This is a genomic window from Ruegeria sp. BHSB056, from assembly GCF_059613305.1.
Map to the genome: position 1 here is coordinate 45,668 of NZ_JBXWSG010000011.1, position 21,987 is coordinate 67,654.

General features: G+C 54.4%; 19 protein-coding genes and 1 tRNA gene. 12 read left to right on the forward strand and 8 right to left on the reverse strand.

The window, feature by feature from the left end:
* The first annotated feature begins 16 nt into the window (after nucleotides 1-16).
* From AC2FND_RS04865 to AC2FND_RS04875, 3 genes are all read left to right on the forward strand, one after another.
* A complete protein-coding gene (locus tag AC2FND_RS04865; protein ID WP_245222668.1) occupies nucleotides 17-1,399 on the forward strand; it encodes an ATP-binding protein in 1,383 nt (460 codons plus the stop codon).
* 65 nt (nucleotides 1,400-1,464) lie between these two features.
* A tRNA-Arg gene (locus AC2FND_RS04870) sits at nucleotides 1,465-1,541 on the forward strand.
* A 643-nt stretch (nucleotides 1,542-2,184) separates the two neighbouring features.
* The gene (locus AC2FND_RS04875) at nucleotides 2,185-2,541 is read left to right on the forward strand and encodes a hypothetical protein (protein WP_496768239.1); all 357 of its coding nucleotides are present in this window, start codon (nucleotides 2,185-2,187) and stop codon (nucleotides 2,539-2,541) included.
* A gap of 387 nt (nucleotides 2,542-2,928) precedes the next feature.
* Here AC2FND_RS04875 and uxuA read toward each other — a convergent pair whose 3' ends face one another.
* Nucleotides 2,929-4,125 (reverse strand): mannonate dehydratase, encoded by a 1,197-nt coding sequence (gene uxuA / locus AC2FND_RS04880; RefSeq protein ID WP_496768241.1) that lies wholly within the window; start codon nucleotides 4,123-4,125, stop codon nucleotides 2,929-2,931.
* Between the two features lie 128 nt (nucleotides 4,126-4,253).
* Here uxuA and AC2FND_RS04885 point away from each other — a divergent pair, with 128 nt between their 5' ends.
* The 7 genes from AC2FND_RS04885 (at nucleotide 4,254) to AC2FND_RS04915 (ending at nucleotide 11,233) form a co-directional block, all read left to right on the forward strand.
* A complete protein-coding gene (locus tag AC2FND_RS04885) occupies nucleotides 4,254-4,955 on the forward strand; it encodes a GntR family transcriptional regulator (RefSeq protein ID WP_424944974.1) in 702 nt (233 codons plus the stop codon).
* Nucleotides 4,956-4,994: 39 nt separating this feature from the next.
* Nucleotides 4,995-5,972: a TRAP transporter substrate-binding protein gene (locus AC2FND_RS04890; RefSeq protein ID WP_424944973.1), complete on the forward strand. Its 978-nt coding sequence runs from the start codon at nucleotides 4,995-4,997 to the stop codon at nucleotides 5,970-5,972.
* 134 nt (nucleotides 5,973-6,106) lie between these two features.
* Nucleotides 6,107-6,550 (forward strand): TRAP transporter small permease, encoded by a 444-nt coding sequence (locus AC2FND_RS04895; protein WP_496768244.1) that lies wholly within the window; start codon nucleotides 6,107-6,109, stop codon nucleotides 6,548-6,550.
* A gap of 1 nt (nucleotide 6,551) precedes the next feature.
* Nucleotides 6,552-7,829, forward strand: a complete 1,278-nt coding sequence (locus AC2FND_RS04900; protein WP_496768246.1) for a TRAP transporter large permease — start codon at nucleotides 6,552-6,554, stop codon at nucleotides 7,827-7,829.
* A 75-nt stretch (nucleotides 7,830-7,904) separates the two neighbouring features.
* Complete coding sequence (locus AC2FND_RS04905; protein ID WP_424944976.1) at nucleotides 7,905-8,879, forward strand: L-idonate 5-dehydrogenase; 975 nt, start codon at nucleotides 7,905-7,907, stop codon at nucleotides 8,877-8,879.
* A gap of 5 nt (nucleotides 8,880-8,884) precedes the next feature.
* Entirely contained in the window at nucleotides 8,885-9,808 is a 924-nt protein-coding gene (locus tag AC2FND_RS04910; RefSeq protein WP_496768248.1) for a sugar kinase, read from the forward strand.
* A 162-nt stretch (nucleotides 9,809-9,970) separates the two neighbouring features.
* On the forward strand, nucleotides 9,971-11,233 hold the full coding sequence (locus AC2FND_RS04915) for a mannitol dehydrogenase family protein (protein ID WP_496768250.1): 1,263 nt from the start codon (nucleotides 9,971-9,973) through the stop codon (nucleotides 11,231-11,233).
* A gap of 948 nt (nucleotides 11,234-12,181) precedes the next feature.
* Here AC2FND_RS04915 and AC2FND_RS04920 read toward each other — a convergent pair.
* From AC2FND_RS04920 to AC2FND_RS04930, 3 genes are all read right to left on the reverse strand, one after another.
* Entirely contained in the window at nucleotides 12,182-13,456 is a 1,275-nt protein-coding gene (locus AC2FND_RS04920) for a caspase family protein (RefSeq protein WP_496768251.1), read from the reverse strand.
* A gap of 359 nt (nucleotides 13,457-13,815) precedes the next feature.
* Nucleotides 13,816-14,352 carry a DUF4142 domain-containing protein gene (locus tag AC2FND_RS04925; protein WP_496768253.1) on the reverse strand — a complete coding sequence of 179 codons (537 nt, stop codon included), beginning with the start codon at nucleotides 14,350-14,352 and terminating at the stop codon, nucleotides 13,816-13,818.
* 312 nt (nucleotides 14,353-14,664) lie between these two features.
* Complete coding sequence (locus AC2FND_RS04930) at nucleotides 14,665-15,570, reverse strand: LysR family transcriptional regulator (RefSeq protein WP_496768255.1); 906 nt, start codon at nucleotides 15,568-15,570, stop codon at nucleotides 14,665-14,667.
* A gap of 95 nt (nucleotides 15,571-15,665) precedes the next feature.
* Between AC2FND_RS04930 and AC2FND_RS04935 the strand changes: the two genes are divergently transcribed.
* A complete protein-coding gene (locus AC2FND_RS04935; protein WP_496768257.1) occupies nucleotides 15,666-16,979 on the forward strand; it encodes a cytochrome-c peroxidase in 1,314 nt (437 codons plus the stop codon).
* A 111-nt stretch (nucleotides 16,980-17,090) separates the two neighbouring features.
* Here AC2FND_RS04935 and AC2FND_RS04940 read toward each other — a convergent pair whose 3' ends face one another.
* The 4 genes from AC2FND_RS04940 to AC2FND_RS04955 are packed head-to-tail and all read right to left on the reverse strand — an operon-like array spanning nucleotide 17,091 to nucleotide 21,433.
* The gene (locus tag AC2FND_RS04940; RefSeq protein WP_209505961.1) at nucleotides 17,091-17,642 is read right to left on the reverse strand and encodes a VOC family protein; all 552 of its coding nucleotides are present in this window, start codon (nucleotides 17,640-17,642) and stop codon (nucleotides 17,091-17,093) included.
* Between the two features lie 41 nt (nucleotides 17,643-17,683).
* Nucleotides 17,684-19,216, reverse strand: a complete 1,533-nt coding sequence (locus AC2FND_RS04945) for a sensor histidine kinase (protein WP_496768259.1) — start codon at nucleotides 19,214-19,216, stop codon at nucleotides 17,684-17,686.
* On the reverse strand, nucleotides 19,201-19,893 hold the full coding sequence (locus AC2FND_RS04950; protein ID WP_209505965.1) for a response regulator transcription factor: 693 nt from the start codon (nucleotides 19,891-19,893) through the stop codon (nucleotides 19,201-19,203). Before AC2FND_RS04950 ends, AC2FND_RS04945 begins: the two co-directional genes overlap by 16 nt.
* A gap of 13 nt (nucleotides 19,894-19,906) precedes the next feature.
* Nucleotides 19,907-21,433 carry a DUF4153 domain-containing protein gene (locus AC2FND_RS04955; RefSeq protein WP_496768260.1) on the reverse strand — a complete coding sequence of 509 codons (1,527 nt, stop codon included), beginning with the start codon at nucleotides 21,431-21,433 and terminating at the stop codon, nucleotides 19,907-19,909.
* 280 nt (nucleotides 21,434-21,713) lie between these two features.
* On the opposite strand from AC2FND_RS04955, the gene AC2FND_RS04960 reads away from it, so the two are divergent.
* Nucleotides 21,714-21,987: AMP-binding protein (locus AC2FND_RS04960; protein WP_496768262.1), on the forward strand; the 274-nt coding region annotated here is incomplete at its 3' end.

A 21,987-nucleotide genomic window follows, 5' to 3' on the forward strand; every position in this document is an offset into this window, starting at 1 on the left:
TGTAGAGGAGCGTAAATTGAACTCGCTGTCGGGCCGATTTCTGATCCTGACGACGGTCTTCGTCATGTTGGCCGAAGTCCTGATCTTTGTCCCGTCGATTGCCCGGTTCCGCGAGGATTTCCTGCTGAACCGTTTGGAACGCGCCCAGATCGCATCGCTGGCGTTGCTGGCTGACGATATGCTGGCCGAAGATCTTGAGGCTGAATTGCTGGCGAATGCCGGTGTCTACAACGTTGTGTTGCGTCGGGATGAAGTCCGCCAACTCATGCTGTCGTCACCGATTCCCGAGGCAGTCACCAAAACATTTGATCTACGGGATGCCGGTCCATGGATTTTGATCCGGGATGCGGTGAGCCGGATTTTCATACCTGAAAACGAAATCATCCGTATCATTGGCGAGCCGGTCAAGGGTGCAGGGTTGCTGATCGAGGTCACGATCGACAGCGCGCCCTTACGTATGGCGATGGTTGATTACGGCCTGCGCATTCTGGGACTTTCCTTTGTCATCTCGATCATCACAGCGTCTTTACTGTTCCTGGCGGTGCGCGTGGTTCTTGTCCGGCCCATCAAAAGCGTTGTTGGATATATGCAGCGCTATGCCAGCGCACCCGAGGACGCGCGCGGCATCATCTCGCCGAATTCCAGAGTGACGGAATTGCGCGAGGCTGAAGAAGCGCTGAAGATGCTGCAAACGGAACTGACGCAGGCGCTCAAACAGCGCGAGCGGCTGGCGCAACTGGGCGGGGCGGTTGCAAAGGTCAGCCATGACCTGCGCAACATTCTGACATCGGCGCAGCTGTTCACGGACAGGATCGAATCCAGTGATGATCCGCTGGTCCGGCGAATGGCTCCAAAGCTGGTGAATTCGATCACCCGTGCTGTATCGTTGTGTGAAAGCACATTGGCATTCGGCCGTGCAGAAGAACCTGCGCCCACCTTGACGATGGTGCCCCTACGGACAATTGCGGCTGACGTCGCCACCAGCGAGCAGTTGGCAGTAACGGAGGGCAGCGTCGAGATCATGAACGAAGTGCCCGAAGACCTGATCGCCCGCGCCGACCCCGAGCAGTTGTTTCGCGTCATCATGAATCTTGTGCGCAACGCAAGACAGGCGTTGGAAGCCTCGGGTAAGCCGGGTCAAATCACCATCGTCGGGTGTGAATATCAGGATGCCTGGTGTCTTGAAATTCGCGACACCGGGCCGGGTCTTCCGCCAAAAGCACGTGAAAACCTGTTCACACCGTTTCAGGGTGGGGTCCGCAAAGGAGGCTCTGGCCTGGGTCTTGCAATCTCTCAGGAACTGGTGCGCGGGCATGGCGGTAACCTGACACTGAAAGAGACCGGACCCGAAGGAACGATCTTTGAAATCAGGCTTCCGCGCGGTGACATGACTTTTTGATTTTTTTTTTGAAGAATCGGCTTGCACGTCTTTGACCACAGGTCTAAACAGCGCCTCACCAACGCGGACCGATAGCTCAGCTGGATAGAGTACTTGACTACGAATCAAGGGGTCGGGGGTTCGAATCCTCCTCGGTCCGCCACTGGTTTCCTGTTGAACGTCACATGAACCTGACCCAACCTTCATAGTTGGACCAGAAAAGCAGCGAACGTTCGACATCAGAAGGCGCCCCCAACGTTGGACATCAGTTGAATTTGACCTTTGTGTCATCAGCTAACACGCTGCCGCCATTTCGTATTCCCGCAGATAGTGTGGTTTGATCTGACTTCCCTTTCGGAAAATCAGAGCTGATTTGTAGGTCAGACAGCGAAGCTGCCTGTTCCTGCTAATCTGCCACGTGGCGAACGCGGGAGGGGGCGAGGCAATGCTATTGGACAGGGGTGGTGCGGCCCGCTGGCGCAGCCGAGGACACGGCTCTGTCTAATGGGGTTGCCCGAGGGGGAGGGCTGCGCCCTCACCCTGACGGCCAGGGCGTTTGGCTTGTCCAAATCCCGCTGGCCCACGAAAGGAAAGTGGTGAGGTAGAGGGCCTGCCGCCATTTGCGATTGAGCCCTTCTGTCAAAATTCAAAAAGTAATAGACGGCCACCATGAGGTTACCGGAGAGGCTCTTTAGCCAGGGCGGTCTACAGGCATCGGATCGTTACAAGTATTTAATAAGCGTAGGCCGCTGTCGGTTTCCTAAAGGCCAACTACAAGCAATTGCTAAACTGCGAGGTGAAGAGACATGACGGATGGTCGAAATGATCTTTTTGAACGGCTCAATCCAATTTGGGAGGCCGTGGTTAAGTTGGGCGAGAACGCCCCCGAACTCAGTAAGAAGGCCTATCTCAATGAGATGAGGGGTGAAGTGGACAAAGCACGGACCGCTTCATTTGGGACTGAAAATAGTGCGGATCGGTGTGACGAAAAAGTAGCGGAGGATCCTGAGGCTCAGTTCAAGATGATTGCAGTCGCCTATGCCACCGGAGACATGGATGAGGTCGATCAGGTGATAAACTACCTTGCTTTTATACGTCGTATGAAAAAACAGGGTATTTATGAATTGGGGCACTGGAGTGATGAGGACCCAGATGGGCGATGATACAATCTGAGATCGCTTCACATAACACCCGTTCAATGATGTTCGCATTTTGTTATGACGTTGCCAATCAGCCGGTGGTTGCAGAAAACTGCCATTCGAGACGCGGTCCGAAGACGACCGCAGTGCGGACATTGCCAGCATTGAGTTTTGTGTCTTCGCTGATGCAGCAAGTCTTTGCACGCGCAGCGCGTCTAGCGCTGCGCGTGCAATTCAGGTCACCAAGCTGGTCACTGCATGCCGTCGTCTGGCAGCGATTTCAGGTACCTTTTCGTCGCAGTCATGGTCCGGGATTAATGCCTGTGTCTGATTTGACGAGAGTTCCGGTTCTTATCTGTAGTTCTTTCGATCAGCTCTCGGAAACTACAAAGCCCTCGGAACGGATGACTATTAACTAGAAAGCGCCTCTATGATGCCTCTGAGCTCGGCCAAACCCTTCATACGCCCCACGGCTGGATAACCTGGTTGGGAATCGGCTTGCAGATCGCTCATGATATCTTGTCCGTGATCTGGTCGGAATGGGATAGTGGCATCAGATCGACCTTCTTCGTGTCTGCGATGTTCCTCCTTGAGCAGGGCTCTAACCACGGCAACCATATCTGTATTACCTTCAAGGTGAGCTGCTTCATGGAAGCTGCATGGGAGTTCGGCACTTTCGCGGGTTACGTTTCTCAAATGTGCAAAGTGGATTTTTGATCCCAAACGTTCGACCATGCCGGCTAAGTCGTTGTCTGATCGGGCGCCGAGTGATCCGGTGCACAGAGTGATTCCGTTCGAATGAGAATCAATTTCGGTCACGAGTGACTCATAGTCTTGCTCTGTCGACATGATGCGTGGCAGGCCTAGTAGGGGGAAAGGCGGGTCGTCAGGGTGACAACACATCCGTATGCCGTATTTCTCGGCAGTCGGAATGACCTCTGACAAGAAGTCGATCTGATTCGCACGAAGGCGTTCATCATTGATCTCGTGATAGAGTGCCAAGTGTTCACGCAGAGACGCTATGGAATAACCCTCCTCAGCGCCTGGAAGGCCACATATCACATTTGCGACCAAGCGGTCTCGGTCTCCTGCATCCATGGATGAAAAGCGGATCTGCGCTTCCTGAGTGACGTTCGAAGAGTAACTTGCGGTGGCATCTTTGCGATTGAGGATAAAGAGATCAAATGCCGCGAAATCTATTGCGTCAAACCGCATACACCTCGCGCCATTGCCCAGCTCAAACCGTAAATCGGTGCGTGTCCAGTCCAGAACTGGCATGAAATTGTAGCAAACCACTGAGATCCCACTCGCAGCAATATTCGCAAGGCTCTTCTTGTAACTTGCAACGTGGGTTTTCCAGTCGCCGGTCTGGCGCTTGATGTCTTCTGTGACTGGAAGACTCTCTACGACTGACCACTCTAGGGAAACTTCTGTACGCCGTGCCCCTTGTGCAATCTCATCTTGACGTCTTTTTATTTCCTCTTTGCTCCAAACTACACCGTTTGGAAGGTGATGCAGTGCCGTGACGATACCCGTGGCACCAGCCTGCTGCACGTCCTGAAGCGAGACCTTATCTTCAGGCCCAAACCACCTCCAAGTTTGCTTCATTGCGCCTTCTCCCTCAAATAAGCGTCGTGTCGGTTGCTGTGCTTCAGCTACCAAATTCGGAGAAACCATAACAGAGTGTTGACTTGTATGGAAGTATGGATGTATGCATTTGACCAAGGGAGAACAGAATGTCGCTAGTTTTGGGGAATCTTGAGGATTGGAGGCTCGACCCTTTGCAGGCCGTAGCCCCGCAGCTTCGCTTGATTCTGAGAAGCCGTATTATCCGGAATGACTTGCAGCCAATGAGCCGGCTGTCAGAGCCGGAGCTTGCCAAGGAATATGGCGTTAGTCGCCAGCCGGTGCGCGAGGCCTTCATCACACTTGTGTACGAGGGGCTTCTGGAAATTCGCCCGCAACGCGGCACCTTCGTCAAGAGGATCGACTACAAGTCTGTTCTAAATGGCAGATTTGTACGCGAAGCCGTCGAGGCCGATATTGTGCGCAAACTGGCATCTGATCCTGATCCAGTGCTCGTTCGCGATCTTCGAGCGCAGATCAAAGAGCAAAGCAATGTAAGCGAAGGAAACGCGAATGCCTTCATCGAACTTGATGAACGTTTTCATCGCACTCTTGCCCGAGCAGCAGAGGTCGCTGAGTCATGGGAATACCTCGACACTATCAAATCTCAGATGGACCGCGTTCGTTTCATTACGCAGGAAGAGTTCCCGCTAGCGACGTTGATTCAGCAACATGAGCGTGTCGTTGACATGATTGAGGGCGGGAATGTCGCCTCCGCTGAAGAGGCCATGCGTACTCACCTAGGAGAAATCCTGAAGTCACTTCCAAAAATCCAATCGATGTACCCGCAGTACTTCGAAGGGGCTCCGTGACCAGGAACAATTGCAAGCCTTACCAATGGAGGAGAAATCATGAGGCTCTTTACGACTGTTAAAACACTAGCTGCAGCGACCGCTGTAGCCACAATCGTCGGCACATCGGCGTTCGCGCAAGACATGACCTTGAAACTCGGTCACCTCGCCAACGAAGACAACGCCTGGCATTTGGCGGCGGTGAAGTTTGGCGAGGAGCTATCGTCGCTCACAGACGGCCGAATTGCTGTTGAAGTGTTCCCAAATGAATCCCTAGGCAAGGAAATTGACCTTATCAACGGTATGCAGCTTGGCACCGTCGACATGACGATCACTGGCGAAAGCCTTCAAAACTGGGCTCCGATGGCCGCGCTTCTTGCGGTGCCCTATGGATACACCTCTTTGGAGCACATGGATGAAGTTGCGTCCGGCGATATTGGTCAGCAGATTATCGATCAGATTGTCGCAAAAGCACAGATCCGCCCGATCGCCTACTTCGCACGTGGTCCTCGCAACCTGACCTCTCAACGCCCCATCGCGTCGCCTGCAGACCTGGACGGAATGAAGATGCGCGTTCCCAATGTTCCTCTCTTTGTTGACGTGTGGAGCGCCCTGGGTGCGGCACCAACTCCGATGGCATTTTCCGAAGTCTTTACCTCGCTGCAAAGTGGCGTGATCGAAGGTCAGGAGAATCCGCTGGCGCTGATCCGTTCTGCGAACTTCAACGAAGTGCAGGGCTATGTGAACCAAACCGAGCACGTGCGGTCCTGGATTTATCTGACCATAGCAGAAAGCACATGGGCGAAACTGTCTGCTGACGATCAAGCAGCAGTCATGAAAGCAGCTGCGATGGCGCAGGAATACGAGCGTGGCTTGTTGCTCGATAGCCTCGCTGCGGATCGTGAATACCTTGAGAAGAACGGTATGGAGTTCGTCGAGGTTGACGGCGCAGCTTTCCAGGCAGCCGCAAAGGACGCAGTTCTCGCAAATGTAAGCGATGAAATCCGTCCGATCGTTGAGGGTTTGTTCTCCAACTAAGCTTGAGAGCTAGTCACTCCCTGGAAGGCCGCTGGGCTGTTATGGTCTTGCGGTCTTCAATCTCCGAAGAATGCGGAAAAACGATGCAACGTATTGAAAAAATCATAGTCGCCGTCTGCAGCACAGGGGTCGCAATGTCGTTCCTGGTCCTGATCGCTGCTGTGTTGACCCAGGTCCTGGGCCGCACACTCGGATCCTCGCCCGTATGGACCGAAGAGCTGACTAGATTTGCGATGCTTTACACAGTGACTTTTGGGGCCGGGCTTTCGCTCCGCTCTGGCGATCTGGTGAACGTGGATGTGGTTTGTGAATCCTTGCCGGGGACGTGGCCCCGCCGACTGCGCCTTCTTTCTGCTGTTGCGACCTTTGCTCTTTGCACATTTCTCATCGCGCCTGCCTGGAAGTACGTTTCCATCGGGGCGCTCCAAACATCTCCCGCGCTTGGTGTGCGGATGGACTACATACATTTCTCGGTGTTCGCCCTTCTGATCGGAATTGCGCTCTTCGCGCTGATGCGGATTTTGGCGATGGTGTTCCATGCCGACCAAGGCCAACCCGAAAACCAACTGGAAATCTAAGATGGGTCTTCTTATCCTCGTCACGGTCTTCGTCATCGGTCTTGTCGTTGGCATACCTGTTGCGATCACTCTTGGGCTGAGTTCTCTCAGCTACCTGCTCGTGATGGGCATCCCCGCGGTTGTCATGCCGCAAAAAATGTACGCTGGCATGGATGTCTTCGTTCTGCTCAGCATTCCGGGCTTTATCCTTGCCGGAAACCTGATGAATCAGGGCGGGATCACCGAACGCATCATTCGCTTTGCAAATGGCCTCGTCGGCTGGATCCGTGGTGGGCTTGGCCTCACTAACGTTGGCGCGTCCATGCTTTTTGGAGGTATCACCGGGACGGCGGTCGCGGATGCAGCCTCGATCGGTGGCGTTATGATTCCGGGCATGAAAAAGGCGGGATACCCCGCTGATTTCTCCGCCGCAGTTACGGCGGCATCATCAACTGTCGGGCCGATTATTCCACCCAGTGTTCCCATGATCATCGTCGGGGCATTGTCAGGTATCTCGGTCGGGAAAATGTTTCTCGCCGGCGCAATTCCCGGCATTTTGATGGGTGTGGCCATGATGGTGACAACCTATCTGATTGCCCGGAGGAAGAATTTTCCAAAACAGGAGTGGAAAGGTTTCGCTGAGATCGGTCGTTCTTTCGCCGGGGCCTTTTGGGCATTGGCAATGACGGGTCTCATTCTCTACGGGCTGCTGAGCGGAATTGCCACGCCGACAGAAACCGCAGTCGTTGCAAGTATCTATGCAATGGTCATCGGGCTTTTTGTCTACAAGGAACTGCCACTGCGGAAAATTCCAAAGATCGTCGTTGAAAGCGCGGTGGCCGCGTCCGGCATCCTTGTGCTTGTGGGATTTGCCAATGTATTCGGCTGGATTCTGGTGTCTGAACGCATTCCGCAGATGATTGCGACGGCCGTTTTGTCATTCACGGATAACAAATTCGTCGTGATCCTGATTATCAACATCCTGCTTCTGATAGTGGGCATGTTCATGGAAACGATCGCGGCGTTGATCATCCTGTTTGTACCGCTCCTTACGCTTGCGACATCTGTGGGAATCGACCCGTTGCACTTTGCAACCTTCGCCGTGCTAAACCTTATGATTGGCCTCACCACACCGCCACTTGGGGTCTGCCTCTTCGTTTGTGCGGGTATTGCGCGCCTGCCGCTCACGCCTGTCGTGATTGCCATTCTTCCCTTCATCGCCACCAATATCATCGTGTTGTTGCTGGTGTCTTATATCCCACCGATTGCAACATGGTTGCCGTCGGTCATTCTGCCATAGGAGTTTTCAACTATGTTAGCTTGCCGATTGCACGGAAAGCGTGATTTGAGAGTAGAGGATGTCCCTGTGGAAAAAATGGGACGTCATCAGGTGCTCGTTCGGATCTCCAACGGTGGAATATGTGGATCTGATCTGCACTACTTTTTTGATGGTGGTGTTGGCCCAATTCGCGTTACCGAGCCTCTTGTTCTTGGTCACGAAATTGCCGGGATTGTCGCAGAGATTGGCGATCCGGACTGCGGATTGCGGGTTGGAGACAAGGTTTCTGTCAGCCCCAGCCAGCCCTGCCTTAACTGTCATTTCTGCGGTCGGAAAGAGTACCAGCATTGTACCGATATGAGGTTTCTGGGCTCTGCCAAGACCACACCACATGTGCAGGGCGGCTTTCGCCAATCGCTTATCATGGGGGCTGCGCAATGTGTGAAAATCAGCGATGCTACGCCCTTGTCGCATGCGGCTTGCGCCGAACCGCTTGCGGTATGCCTGCATGCCGCGAGTCAGGCGGGCGATCTGAAGGGAAAGCGCGTACTTGTGACCGGGGCCGGGCCTATCGGGGCCTTGTGTGTCGCGGTTGCAAAATTGCGCGGAGCGCAAGAGATCGTTGCCACCGATATTGCCGATTTCCCGCTGGAGATCGCAAAACGCGTGGGGGCGACCCAAACTTTCAATGTTGCGGAAGCCGCAGAAGAATTGGCCGACTACAAACGCCCTGGCGCGCAGTTCGATGTTGTGTTCGAATGCTCCGCCGCCGCGCCTGCAATCGCAACGGCCATTGATGTGGTCCGCCCAAGAGGGACGGTCGTTCAAGTGGGCGTTGCAGGAAGCTTGGAACTCCCAATTAATGCGATTGTTGGAAAAGAGATCAATTTCAAGGGAACACACCGGTTTCATCAAGAGTTTACCGAGGCGGTCCAACTCATCGACCAGCGCAAGATCAATGTTGAACCCCTGCTGACACACATCTTCCCATTGAGTGAAGCAGAGGCAGCTTTTGAACAGGCTGTTGACCGTTCTGACTCGATGAAAGTCCAACTCTCGTTTGACGGATAGAACCTGTGTTGAAACCCCTTAAAGTTGCCTGCTTTGGCGAGGTGATGATCGAGCTTATGTTTGATGATTTGCCGGCTGATGCTAAGGCGAACATCGCCGGAGACACGTTCAACACGGCCGTCTATCTGCGCCGTGTTCTGGATCGCGCGCACAGCGTCAATTATGTGACGGCCCTTGGGGACGAGCGTCTTTCAGAGAAGATCGCCCAAGCCATCGCGCATCATCGCATTGGCACGGAACACATTCGCCGCATCAAAGACAAACTTCCGGGCGTCTACTCGATCACGCTTGATGCGCATGGAGAACGTAGCTTTAGCTATTGGCGATCAGATTCTGCCGCTCGACGCATGTTCGAAACGGTGCATGGCCCGGATTTCCAGTGTCTGGAAGGGTTCGACGTCATTTATGCCTCTGGTATTTCCCTTGCGATTTTGCCCGATGCCACGCGACTGGCCTTCCTTGAATGGCTCAAGGGTTACCGAAAAAACGGCGGGCGATTTGCATATGATTCCAATTATCGCCCAACCCTTTGGGAAAGTCGTGAATTAGCAGCGAAACGTACGGATATGGCATGGACCCGATGTGACATTGCGCTGCCGTCTCTGGATGATGAGATGGCCCTGTTTGCCGAAGAAGAAAGTGATGTGATCGCGCGTTTCAAGGTATACGGCCATGCGACTGGGGCAATCAAACGGGGATCTCGAGGTCCGGTTCTTCTTGGAAGTACTGAAGCGCCAAATCAGTCATATCCAGTTGTCTCGAAGGTTGTCGATACGACTGCTGCAGGGGACAGTTTTTGTGGTGGTTACCTCGCTTCTTTCCTGAACTATGCAGATTCCGGCAAGGCTGCCGTCGCAGGTCACCAGCTTGCAAGTGCAGTGATCCAATCCAAGGGTGCGATCGTTCAGACCGATCACTTAGCCAGATAAGTTGAATTGTGAGAGGCGTACTATGACTGAAATAAGCAACCGCCAGGCTATCATAGCATCAGAGATGTCCAAGGCACTGAACAGGCCGACAGTCGTCTTTGGCGCACCAATGGCATTTAGTATGTCGACAGCAGATTTGATTACTCCATCGGGATTTCTGAAATGAAGCGGATCGTTCATTTGGGGCTGGGAAATTTTCACCGCGCTCATCAGGCTTGGTACACGTTCAAAGCCGGAGACTGGAAGATCACCGGTGTTGCGATGACCAACGCCAAACTGCAACAAGAAATGGCGGCGAGTGATAACAAGTTTCTCCTGGGCACATGGAGCCAGTCGGGCCTTTCGGCCGAAGTCATTGATGTCATCGACGAGGTAATATTGGCGAGCAGGCAGGGGGCACTGGTCGCATCAAAGATTGCCGATGAGACCACCCATATCGTCACGGTGACGATCACCGAGAAGGGCTATTACTTGAAACGTGGGCGGCTCGATTTCGCGGCCACAGCGATTGCGCACGATCTGCGAGAGTCAGCCCCTACCTCGGCCATTGGGATCCTCGCCAAGGGGCTGATACTGCGCTTCCAGACGTCTGGAGACCCAATCTCGGTCGTGAGCTGTGACAACCTTTCCGACAACGGAATGAAGCTCAGGAGGGTCGTCTCAGACTTCATCGAAGAACTTTGTCCCGAGGCCTTATCTTGGATAGAGAGCCAGGTGTCCTTTCCCACAACGATGGTCGACAGGATCACACCGCGACTTTCGGAGAATGCTATTGAAGAGATCAGGACTGCTGCGGGTATTCAAACGATGCCAGTTGTAGGTACGGAATCATTTTCAGAGTGGGTCATTGAAGATGACTTTGCCGGACCACACCCTGACTGGGGTGGGGCTGGTGCCACCATTGTCGAGGATGTATCCGCGTTCGAGCAAAGAAAGCTTCGGCTATTGAACGGTGCGCATTCATTCTTAGCCTATGCAGGGCTCAACGCTGGGTACAGCTACGTCCATGAGGCGATCGTTGATGAAGAAATCCGAGAAGGCCTCAACAGGCTCTGGGAGGAGGCCTCTTTAACACTTTCCGGATCGGCAGCCCAAACTGCCACAAAATATCAGACGTACTTGCTGCGGCGTTTCAGAGTAGCTGAAATGCGCCATAGTCTCGAACAGATCGCCATGGATGGCAGCGTCAAACTCTCGGAGCGGCTTGTTCCCGTCATCCGGCAGCGCGCATCCGCGGATCAAATGTCACCATCCGCCGAACTTGCAATAAAAGCATGGGCCAGATTTGTGGTTGATCGGATAACAAGAGGTGAAGCCATCAATGATCCTAACGACAAACGTTTGACGGACATCGTTCGCAAGAATACCGGCGATCCCGTTGAAGCGCTAAGCAAATCCATGTTGGAACACGATTTCGCCGATTGATTTGAACAGTTCAAGAGGAGCGTTCAAATCTGGACTCTGCATCCTCTTCCAGATCACCAACCCTTCGATGGTAGAGATGAGCCCCATTGGAATCTGGGCTCAGCCTATCGGCAGGGCCATTTAGTCTACTGAGTGACCATTCCCTTCGCCGCAAAGCGGCACGAATTTTCTTGCTCGCGCGGCATTTCTTACTCTGCGAGCGCATGCAGCGAGAATATCTAAGCTACAGGAAGGGCTCGCTGCCCACCTTAGCCGCTGCGTCGATGAATGGCGGCTATCACTATTGGGCCAGAAATGCTTGACGTTTGGGTCAGAAATGAATGACGTGATTGGCCGATTTATTGAGGTTTTGTCTGTCGATTGAGTCAAATATCAGTGACGTTCCACATCCCTAAAAGGCGACATTGGTTCTGCATCGGCGACAGAACCTTTCCACTTTCGCCTCGCGCCCTTGATCCAGCACCTAGACCGATTCCGACTTTACTCAGCGCCGTGTAATTGTCGTATCAAAGAAAAATGCAGCATCAAACCGACCCTGATTGGAATGTACGGTTTTACCACTGGTAAATTCCTGCGAAAAATTCTGAGTGAGCGAGAATGGCACAACTCTGGTTTTTCCAAACAGGTATCCCACGTTTCCTGAGATCCGCAGTTTTCCGCTGTCAGACAGCGATGCGCGAAACTTTTGCGGACGCGACGCATCGGTTCCAGTATTGTCTTGAGCGCTAATAAGTTGAAGCCCGGTGGCTGATTTGCGGTACGCCACTCGCAGCGTTTTTTAGGCTTTTCGTCGGCAAGTTCGCCGCCATTGTAACGTGGGTCCGGTCGTCTTTTGAGTTCGATAACATAGTCACCATGGACGGCGTTTTGGGCGCTCTCGTTTGGGGGCGAGTTGGGCAATGCCACCAGTATATGGGGATCTGTTTGTTGGTCGCTCTGCGCGGATGGTTATGGTTTTGCTACATTTTTCAGAACCGCAAAACTTTGTGCTGTGAGGTATCCGGTTCTTTCCGAGCCATTTTGCCCCTGAAACTTTTTCAGAGCTTCACGGGACCGAGGCCCGAAGATCCCATCCACCGGCCCAACTGAAAATCCAAGCGCGTTCAGGCCGCGTTGAATGCTCCGGTAATCGTTTCGGTTCAGATTCAGACTGGCCTCGATGTCCGAATTCGAGCGTGGCAACGGTGCAGGCGCGTCAAGGCGGTTTTCGGTTCCAGAGGGTGAAATCGTCGTTTTCGGGGTGACGAGTGTGGCAATCTTCCGTTTTGTGCGTCCGACCACATCCGTAACCTGTTGAGAATATTGCCCCGCGCGGGTGTCTGGATAAAGCTGCGCGATCAGTTTCAAAGCGCCCTGCTTTGCACTTTCGTCTTCCAGTTGCATGGCCTCGCCCAGAAGACGTTGTGCCGACCGCTCGCGCTCATCGACAGGGCGAACGGCTTTGGCAGCATCTATAGTGGCATCGTTACTATTGATTGGCTCTTTGAGTGCTGCTGGGACAAGGAAAATGTCATGACCGGGCAAAGACCCATAGGTGAATGGCTCCTGATACCCATCTGTCAGTTCGTAAACCGTATCCCGCACCTTCCGGAACATTTTCCCAAGCTCCAGCCCGGGTACCTCGATATGTTCCAAAAAGGCCTCTGCATACGGGCTGTTGCGACCGTCACCATCCAGCGCCAACGTCCCGCCTCGCGCTGAATACCCGACAAGAACCCCACTGGGGTCGATGCGGCCCAACCCTTGACCGATTGATCGGGTTGCAGTGGTTCGAACCATATCGCTCACAAACGGGTTGTTCCGACAGGCATCCACTATGACCAGCTTCAAACCTTTCGCAGTCGAAACGGCGTTGAGCACCGTCTCCAGGCGGATTGCCTCGAATTCTACGTCCTTGTCACTTCTGAGTTCGGCATTGGTCGGTATCAGGTAATTTGTATTGTCGATTTCGATCCCGTGACCTGCAAAATAGACTAACACCATATCGGCATCGACCACATCCTCAGAGAAGTCTCTTAAGGTCAGGCGCAATTCGCGGTAGTCGAGGTTTTGTTTTGAGGTGACATGAAAGCCAATCCTCTTGAGCGCGGCAGAGATATCCTGAGCGTCATTGGCTGAGTTTGGGATATTTGACACATGCTCATATCGTGCGTTGCCAATTACCAAAGCCACACGTTTTGCATGAGGTGTTTCCGCCAATGCAGCATTCAATCCGAACATCATAACGAAGCTCAGACATACCCACGATCCAAAGAAGCCTTGGCGTAATTGGCGCGTTAACATGGCAAAATCGTCCACTGAAACCGGATCTAATATAGCATAGATGGAGTTGTTGGGCGATGTTGTTGTCAAACCACCTGCTTCACTTGGGCTTTGATGGCCCGTTTTGGCACGCTGTTGAATCTCAACGGGCCAGGCGCAAAAAATGCGCTGGGCCCTATTTGTCATAAGGCCCAGCCTAAGTTTGAATGGTGAAAAGCTGCTGGTTGAGGGCCAGGCGAGCTTTTGTGAGTTGAGCTTGGTTGGGCTTTCCAGTGTGTCAGGCTGAACGCATCGCTCAGCCTGCCGACTGGCAACATGTATTACTCTACAGCCACGCCTAACTTCTTAGCTGCTTCGATGTTTGCATTCAGGTGATGTTCGAATGCCGGCAAGACCGCTTCGAAGTGAGCCTTCAATTCGGGCGCATCTGTCTCTGGGATCAGCGCGCCATTCACAGCATCAATCGCAGCGCGGTGAAACGCGATTTCATGCTTGAGGTAAAGAGCGTCGAATTCGGCTGGGTCGGCTTCCCGCAGGACCGTCGTGACCTTGTCGTGATCCATTGCGGCCTGGATCCGGGATGGCGGAAGAACCGGGGCAATTCCCAGATTCGAGGCAATTTCATGGACTGTCGCACGCACGCCCGAATGATCACCCGATACCATCCTGCCAAGCGCGCGAACCTCTTCGGACTGTCCGCGCAACTCACCCAATAGGGCCGTTTCTATGTCGAAGCTGTTCACCTGCGCGTAAATGCCGATGACTTCGGCATCGCTCAATCCACCTGCGAGGGCATTCGTGGAACTGATCGCTAAGGCAGTTACGATCAAGGGGGCTTTCAATCTTCCAAAGGCCATTTTTGATTTCTCCTGTTTGGAACCAAAGGATGATCTAGGGCTAGCATCGCTCGCATAAATACAGAAATCAGATTAAAAAATGAGATACATGTATGATTCAAATATATAGGGTGAACTGACTGCCGTTGACCACAAGACCCGCAAAATGCGCCGTTGCCAGACCGTATTCAGTTTTTCGCACTTGGTTGTCGTACCAAGTACGGGAAAAGGACCATTCTCTGGCTGCAACCTTTTCAGATGCTTTTCGGAAAACACGCAATCAGCCTGACGAACTGACCTTATAAAGGCTTCCCGAACCTCTGCCAGTGCCCGTTAAATACGGCCCTTCACCAGGTGCGGTACACGTCGCTGCATATGGTCATGAAACTTTGAGATATGTGGGGTAAGCGCCAGGTCTGGTTTCCAAACCCAGTGAAACTCGAATACTGCCGATGATCCGTCATGCGCGATCAAACGATGTGCATGCTCGACCGAGGTGGTCAGCTTGGCGCGCGGCAAAACGCCAGCGCCGATCCCGATACTGGCCCATTGCTCGATCACGGAATAGCTGATCGCTGCACCTGGATAAGGTGTGAAATTCTCGGCGTTCTGGGCAAAGAGTATTTCCAATGACCGGTTCAACCCGCAACCACCGCCAGTCATGATGATTGGGCTCTCTGGCAGCATCGAAATCTCGATTACACCTTTCTCGGGTAGATCAACCCCATCGCTCGGGATGTAGTAAAGAGGATCGCTGTACAGTTTTAGATGGCTCCACCCTGGCTCGATCATGTCGCGGGGAACGATGGCGATATCGACCGATCCATTCGAAAGCCTGCCCGACAGATCATCCAGAAGGCACTCCTTGAAGTAGATGGTCACTTCGGGATTCTCTGCGCGGTAGGGTTGGATCACGTCGTTCAGCAGCTTCATATCGACCAGGGGTGACAAACCGATGCGTAAAACTTTGTGCTCAGGGTAGAGATAGCTTTCGCAAACCTTGCTCATCTCGTCACGGGCGTCGAGGATCGCCTCGAGATAGGGAAGGATATAGGCGCCAAAAGGAGTCAGGTCGACGGCCCGGGTTGTCCGGTGGAAAATCTTCGCCCCGAGCTCTTCTTCAAGCTGCACAAGTGCGTTCGATAAAGTGGGTTGCGTTGCATTACAGATTTCAGCCGCATGGCTGAAGGACTTCGTTCTGGCAATCTCGCGGGCAAACTCTAGATGGCGCAGCTTCACTGGTTATTCCAATTCTTTATCAGTGTCATTTGTGATACTTATTTCAAAATAAATATAATCCCTCCTATTTATTTCATCAAGGAAGGAGTTCGACCATGACCCTTACATCCAGTGTTACCCTGCCGACCCTTATCGTCGGGTTTCTGTTAGGGGTTGCAGCCCTTGGGCTTGTTGCCAATGAGCTTGGCAAACGCGCCAACCTGACGATCCCGTCCCGCTTGCTGCTTTCAGGCGGGCTAGGGATGGGTGTGCTCGCCATCGGCATCAAGGTCGTTATCATGACGGTGCTTTCGCTCACGGACAGCCACGCGATGGCTGCCACCGGAAACGCCATGCGTGATACAACTAAGGAGTTCTTCACCTTTTCAGGAGATGCCTCGGATAAACTTGCCGTCCCGGCAAACCCATCAGGTTTTCGCACTTGGCGTGCGCTGCCCGCAAAACCACATGATCCATCGGGGAATCGGACAACCCCCGAGAAAGTCGCGCTTGGCCGTATCCTGTTCAATGACAAGAATCTGTCGCTTGCGCGCGATCTGTCTTGCGCCTCTTGCCACTCGCTTGCAGATGGCGGCGACGACAATGCCCCTTATTCGACGGGGCATCTTGGTCAAACCGGGGATCGGAATGCGCCTACGGTTTACAACGCCGCGTTTCTGAGCCGCCTGTTCTGGGATGGGCGCGCATCCTCGCTCGAAGATCAGGCCGAAGGCCCATTCGTCAACCCGGTCGAGATGTCGATGCCCACCCTCAGCGCAGTTGAAGAGCGGGTCAAAGAGGACCCACGTTTCGAACCGCTTTTTGACGCAGCATTTCCGAGCGAAAGCTCGATGACCATCCGCAATATCACCCGCGCGATCGCGGCTTACGAACGTACACTTGTCACGCCCGATACGCCTTATGATCGCTTTGTGAAAGGCGAGGATGAGGCGCTCTCCCAGGCAGCTTTGCGTGGTCTGGTGCTTTTCGACAAGATCGGTTGCCGAAATTGTCATGTCGATCCCATGTTCTCTGCGGCGGGCACTGAAAAGCCACTTGGGATTTACCGAGCATTCCCAGTGTTTTGGGACGGCAATCCCTATCTGGATAAATACGATCTGCTTCTTGATGAGCGCCCCGGCAGGTTTCGCGTGCCCTCCCTGCGCAATGTCGCGTTGACCGCGCCCTATTTCCACAATGGCTCGGTAAGCGATCTGGAAGAGGCGATCAGAGTTATGGCCGTATCTCAGTTGGGACGCACCCTGAGCGATGACCCTTTGGCAGACATTCGCATTGTAGCCGCGAGCGTTGAAGACACGATTCCAGGGCGGAATACTGACATGTTCATCAATCGCGCGGTAAGCCGACAAGAGGTGTCTGATATTGCCGAATTCCTGCGGTCACTCACGGCGGCCACGCTTCCCGATTAGGTCTTTTGCATGAAGAAGGCCCGTGAACGGGTGTTGGATCGATCAATCGACTTTGGCGGTTTCGATTGTTGGGGTCGCGATGCCCACCGCTCAGGGTAAACGACAAAAAGGCTACATCCGTGGAGTACGCTCCGAGACGATATTCTCGATCGCATCGGCAAGGTGGACGTCGGCAATCGCAAGATCACCGCGTTCAACGCGTAGCCTGTGCGCTTCGGCCAGAACGTCACCGTGAGTCGCACCTTCAGGTGGCTCAAAGCGGTAACTCGCAAGTTCGATCCTCAATCCCAAGGGGTCGTGGAAATAGATCGAGTTCATGAATCCCCGATCTTTGATTGGTGTATGCTTGATACCCCTCTCGTCGAGCCGTTCCTCGACCTGCATAAGAACCGAGCGGGACACCGCGAAGGCCAGATGATGAACCGCGCCAACCTGATCCCTGAGCAAACTGCCGGACGGTTTCCGATCTTCATTGGTGAACACCGTGATCGTCTGACCGTTACCCGCGGCAAAGTACAGGTGACCCTGTGAATGATCGTCCAGGTTGGGTTGATCGAAGATAAGCGAAAACCCGAGAAGACCCTCCCAGAAGTCTATTGACGTTTGCCGGTCTGCACCAGTCAGGGTGATGTGGTGAATGCCCTGTGCCTGCAACTTGCGCATGTTGAGTTCCCTCCCGTTTATTAAGTTTGCATCTCGCCCAGCTAGTTGAAGGTGAGAAGAAAACAAGCGCCTTGATTGCTTGGTACAACACTGAGTTGCCCACCGATTGCTTCCATGGTCGCTTTGACAATATTCAGGCCCATACCCGTGCCACCGGCCTCTCTTTTTGTTGTAAAGAAGGGCTGCAAAATCTTGTCCTTGTTCCCTTCACTGATACCGGGGCCATTATCCGCAATTCTTAGACAGACGACACCGTCGTTTTGATAGGCTGTCAGCACGGCATTCTGCGCGCCGTGTTGCTGAGCGTTCTCCAGCATATGTGTCAATATGATGTGCAGGGTGGGTGCCGCGACGGGCAAGGGCAGGTGATCGTTCTCAGTCTTGATCGCAAGCGCGGGGAAAGTCTGGACGACCTGATCAGTGACGTCGTTCAGACAGCATGTACCGTTAATGGCGCTCTGATCGGCCAGACTGAAGGCGCGCATGTTGGCCAGCAGATCCTCCATCCGCTTTCCGCCCTTTTCTACAGTGTCCAGCAGGCGGTGTTTCTGCGCTGGTGACAAATCATCGTCGCGCAGCAGCTCTGCCGCGCCTTTCAAGGCGGTGAGGGGTGACTTCAGTTCGTGGGTGACATGGGCGGTGTACGTTTTCAATCCGTCCTGCTTGTCCTGCAAGCGTTCCGTCAGCGATTGAAAACTCTGGCTCAGATCCGCAATTTCCCGCGTGCCAAGTTGGTCTGGTGGTTCCCATGCCTGACCACCATGGCCCGCCATCTGGCTGCGCTGGATCAACAGGTGGATCGGCCGGGTGATGAACCGCCAGAACACGTACCCGATTAGCGCCGTGGACAAAGCAACAAATGCCGCGGCTTTGGCAAGGTTGAAACGTTCGCCGTACAGAAAGCGGAAAATATGGTTCGGGGTACGGCTTAGGTAAACCGCCCCGATAAGGGTCTGATCCACGAACACTGGCATCGCCACGAAAACGCGCACGCGGGCACCGCGGCTGAGGGTATAAAGCGCAGGCGTTGCATCCTCTCGCACGCGGGTGCGCGCGACCGAGACGGTTTTCCCTGAAAGGGCCTCGCGAACCTCGTCAACATGGCCCAGCTTTTGGCCGATTTCCGCAGTACCGGCAAACACGTTCCCATCGACGTCCAGCATCCGGTAACCCGCAAGGGTTTGCGCCTGGGCAGCGTTGGCGATGCGGCTAAGTGGGGCGGCGATGGCCTGATAAACCGAACCGGGTCGAACGGTTGCCGGTCGCGCGTCCGGGCGCGGCGGCAGAACCGTTTCGCGATTGACCGACAGCGATGGAAACACCGCGTGCTCGGTTGAGATTGCACTCGGGCGGGGCGGCTTGATCCCGGCTGCATCTGCATAAAGCTCGGCATACGCCGCTGACATGACCGCAGCCTGTGTCAGCAGGCTTTCTTCGGTCTGTTGCACCAGTTGACTGTCGTAAAAACGGAACAGGATCAGCCCGGCAAAGGGCAGGCACAGGACAATGCCCAGCACCAGCAGAACGATGGTCCACAATCTGGGGCGCCATTTGCGGTTCAGCCGGGCGTGCATGCACCCATCCTGAGGCCGACACCGTGAATGGTCACGATCCCTTCGGCACAGCCGGCCTGGGCCAGCTTGGCACGGACATTGCGTATATGGCTGTCAATGGTGCGGTCCGAGACGTGGATGTTGTAGCCGTAAAGCGCATCGATCAGCTGCGCCCTTGACAGAACACGGTCGGGACGGGCCATCAGAGTTGCCAGCAGCCGAAATTCCGAACCGGTCAGCGTCACGGGCGTTGAAGCGAACCTGCACAGGTGACGCTCTGCATCCAGGTGCAGGCTGCCTTGCGACAACACCGGATCGGGCTGGGCAGGTGTCGGAGCGCTGCGTTTCAGAATGGCCTTGATCCGGGCCACCAATTCGCGTGGGGAAAAGGGTTTCGTCAGATAATCATCGGCGCCCAGCTCCAGCCCGACGATACGGTCGACCTCGTCATCGCGGGCGGTCAGGAACAGGATCGGCACGTCCGAGGATTTGCGGATTTCCCTGCATACTTCCAGACCATCCTTTTCGGGCAGCCCGATATCCAGCACGATCAGATCGGGGCTTTCCTGGCGGTTTGTATCAAGCGCGGTCAGGCCGTCGCTGGCCAGAAGTGGCGCATAGCCTGCCTTTTCAATCGCGAACCTTGTTACCTCAAGGATATCCGGATCATCGTCGACAACAAGAATGCGTGCAGGCATCAAATGGGGTCCTTCAACTCTGCTGCCGATAATAGGCTTGTATCCGCCATCTCCGAAAGCCCCATTCGCGCCAGTTGGTGATTGCATCCTTTTTCAGATCATATCGCATCCACGCGTCACAGACTTGCTGTCCGGTTCTGGTTTCATGATCACGGATTGCTGGGTAAGCATCAGCACCAAGGCTGCATATGTAACCAGTGTCCTGTTGCATCAGAGCGCTGCCGTGGCTCAGATTATAGCTGGCAATGACTGATGCGAAATTCACAAAGTTGCAAGTATACAAGACTACCAGAAGCGCTGCAAAACAACGCCGCAGAAGCCAGATTGTATCGAAGCCGCGATGGATTTGCACCACGGTCAGCAGCAATCCGGTGAGAACCAGTGCCATCCAGATAAAGGCGGCCACCCGCAAATAGGTTAGCGCATAGGCGTCGACGTAATGATGCAGCCTGATAGCAGCTGTCATCACCAGGAACACGTTCTGCGCCAACCACGTGTAGATCAGAATGCGCAACGTCCGGTCCGCACCGATCATGCTGTGAGTGACCAGAGTGAATACGCCCGCCAACAGGGCCGTAACCACCAGCGGATAAGCGCCCCGATGGGCATAAGCGGCATAGCTCATCCCTTGAGGCAGGGATACGCCGCCGGTCAGGATACCAAGGTCCATCACGGTTTGTACAAGGAACATCAGGTTGAACAGCAACAGCGAATTGCGCACCGAGATTGGATTGATCAGAAATGCGGCCCGGCTTGGGCCTGTCTTTGGCATGGTGGCGGGGCGGGCAATGCCGCCAAGCCATGGATCGCTGAGGTTAAGGAACGGCCACAGCAGCGAGGCCATAACACCCCAGAACAGAAGCCGCAGCCAAAAGTACCCTTCGAACAAAAGACTTGGGTCCAGCTCTGTCAGAAGGTCTTCCAGCACCGGATTGGCGGCGGCCAGCAAGGCAAGGAAGACCGTACCCAATAACAGCGGCAAGGCCAGCGAGGCTGCGTGGCGGCGGCTGTCGGACCCAAGATCGGCGGCCACTGCGGTGCGACATGTGTCGCGCAGCAAAAGCGTCGCACCGATGGAAGGCAGGCGCAGGGCGGAGCGCAGCAGCAGACGTTCGTTTACGGCCTGACCGAATAGCGCCCAGGTGGCCAGACTGACCAAACCAGCAAGGCTGAACAATACTGATAGAAGCTGCAAATCGATTGCCACCGGCAGGTTGGTGAACAAGGCAAATGCGACGGCTATGAGCCACTCCGTTGCAGTCGCCCGCCGGGGTTTCATCGCCATGATCGCGGCGGACAAGACCAGCGCGAAGACTGAGACAGAAATGCCTAGAGGCTGTTCCCAAAACAACCAATCAGCAAGCGCTACCAGCGATGCAAGAAGCGGGATTGCATGGCGCATTTTCAGAGTAGACATCAGAGAACCACTCTGCTGTCGTCTGTTGCCTCTCCATCGGGGGACTTCGTCCATCTTTCCCAGCCACCACGCGTCCAGCACGATGCTGTCCGGCACGCCGCGAATTGTCAGTTCCTGCCTCATGTCCTGTCTCCTGCTTGCAGGTTTCCTTTCCCGGCAGATTGCCTGCGGCGATTGCATCTTTGGCGCGACGTATCCGCAGCCTTCATGGGGCTTTCGTGCAGAAAATGTGCAGAGGCGGTGAAAGGCATTACCCACCACGGGTTCCGAGCTGCAACTCACGCCGCGCAGTAAAAGCGACGCGATCAGACATTGAACTGCAAGCAAAAGCGCAGTGTGACATAGTTGAACCTTCCCCTGAGAAGCGGTTCGCCGTTATGGCTGGGGAAACGGAGGATCGAACATGGCTAACCCTCTCTATGATGATCTGTTTGGCATTCACGCCGGCAAAGATACGGCTTTCCTGCACCTGACAGACGGGACGACCATCACCTATCGAAACTTTCTGCGCACAGCCGCCCGGATCGCCCATGTGGCCACGCGACTGGGTCTAACACCCGGGGACCGCGTTGCGGCTCAGGTCGAAAAATCGCCTGAGGCGCTGGCGCTTTACGCGGCATGCGCGCAGGCCGGTCTGGTTTTCCTGCCGCTGAACACCGCCTATACCGTGGACGAAC

Bases quoted from the DNA above. Each gene is read 5' to 3' on its own strand.
- AC2FND_RS04875 (WP_496768239.1), top strand. From the start codon at position 2,185: ATGACGGATGGTCGAAATGATCTTTTTGAACGGCTCAATCCAATTTGG.
- uxuA (WP_496768241.1), bottom strand. From the start codon at position 4,125: ATGAAGCAAACTTGGAGGTGGTTTGGGCCTGAAGATAAGGTCTCGCTT.
- AC2FND_RS04885 (WP_424944974.1), top strand. From the start codon at position 4,254: ATGTCGCTAGTTTTGGGGAATCTTGAGGATTGGAGGCTCGACCCTTTG.
- AC2FND_RS04890 (WP_424944973.1), top strand. From the start codon at position 4,995: ATGAGGCTCTTTACGACTGTTAAAACACTAGCTGCAGCGACCGCTGTA.
- AC2FND_RS04895 (WP_496768244.1), top strand. From the start codon at position 6,107: ATGTCGTTCCTGGTCCTGATCGCTGCTGTGTTGACCCAGGTCCTGGGC.
- AC2FND_RS04900 (WP_496768246.1), top strand. From the start codon at position 6,552: ATGGGTCTTCTTATCCTCGTCACGGTCTTCGTCATCGGTCTTGTCGTT.
- AC2FND_RS04905 (WP_424944976.1), top strand. From the start codon at position 7,905: ATGGGACGTCATCAGGTGCTCGTTCGGATCTCCAACGGTGGAATATGT.
- AC2FND_RS04915 (WP_496768250.1), top strand. From the start codon at position 9,971: ATGAAGCGGATCGTTCATTTGGGGCTGGGAAATTTTCACCGCGCTCAT.
- AC2FND_RS04920 (WP_496768251.1), bottom strand. From the start codon at position 13,456: ATGATGTTCGGATTGAATGCTGCATTGGCGGAAACACCTCATGCAAAA.
- AC2FND_RS04925 (WP_496768253.1), bottom strand. From the start codon at position 14,352: ATGGCCTTTGGAAGATTGAAAGCCCCCTTGATCGTAACTGCCTTAGCG.
- AC2FND_RS04935 (WP_496768257.1), top strand. From the start codon at position 15,666: ATGACCCTTACATCCAGTGTTACCCTGCCGACCCTTATCGTCGGGTTT.
- AC2FND_RS04940 (WP_209505961.1), bottom strand. From the start codon at position 17,642: ATGCGCAAGTTGCAGGCACAGGGCATTCACCACATCACCCTGACTGGT.
- AC2FND_RS04945 (WP_496768259.1), bottom strand. From the start codon at position 19,216: ATGCACGCCCGGCTGAACCGCAAATGGCGCCCCAGATTGTGGACCATC.
- AC2FND_RS04950 (WP_209505965.1), bottom strand. From the start codon at position 19,893: ATGCCTGCACGCATTCTTGTTGTCGACGATGATCCGGATATCCTTGAG.
- AC2FND_RS04955 (WP_496768260.1), bottom strand. From the start codon at position 21,433: ATGAGGCAGGAACTGACAATTCGCGGCGTGCCGGACAGCATCGTGCTG.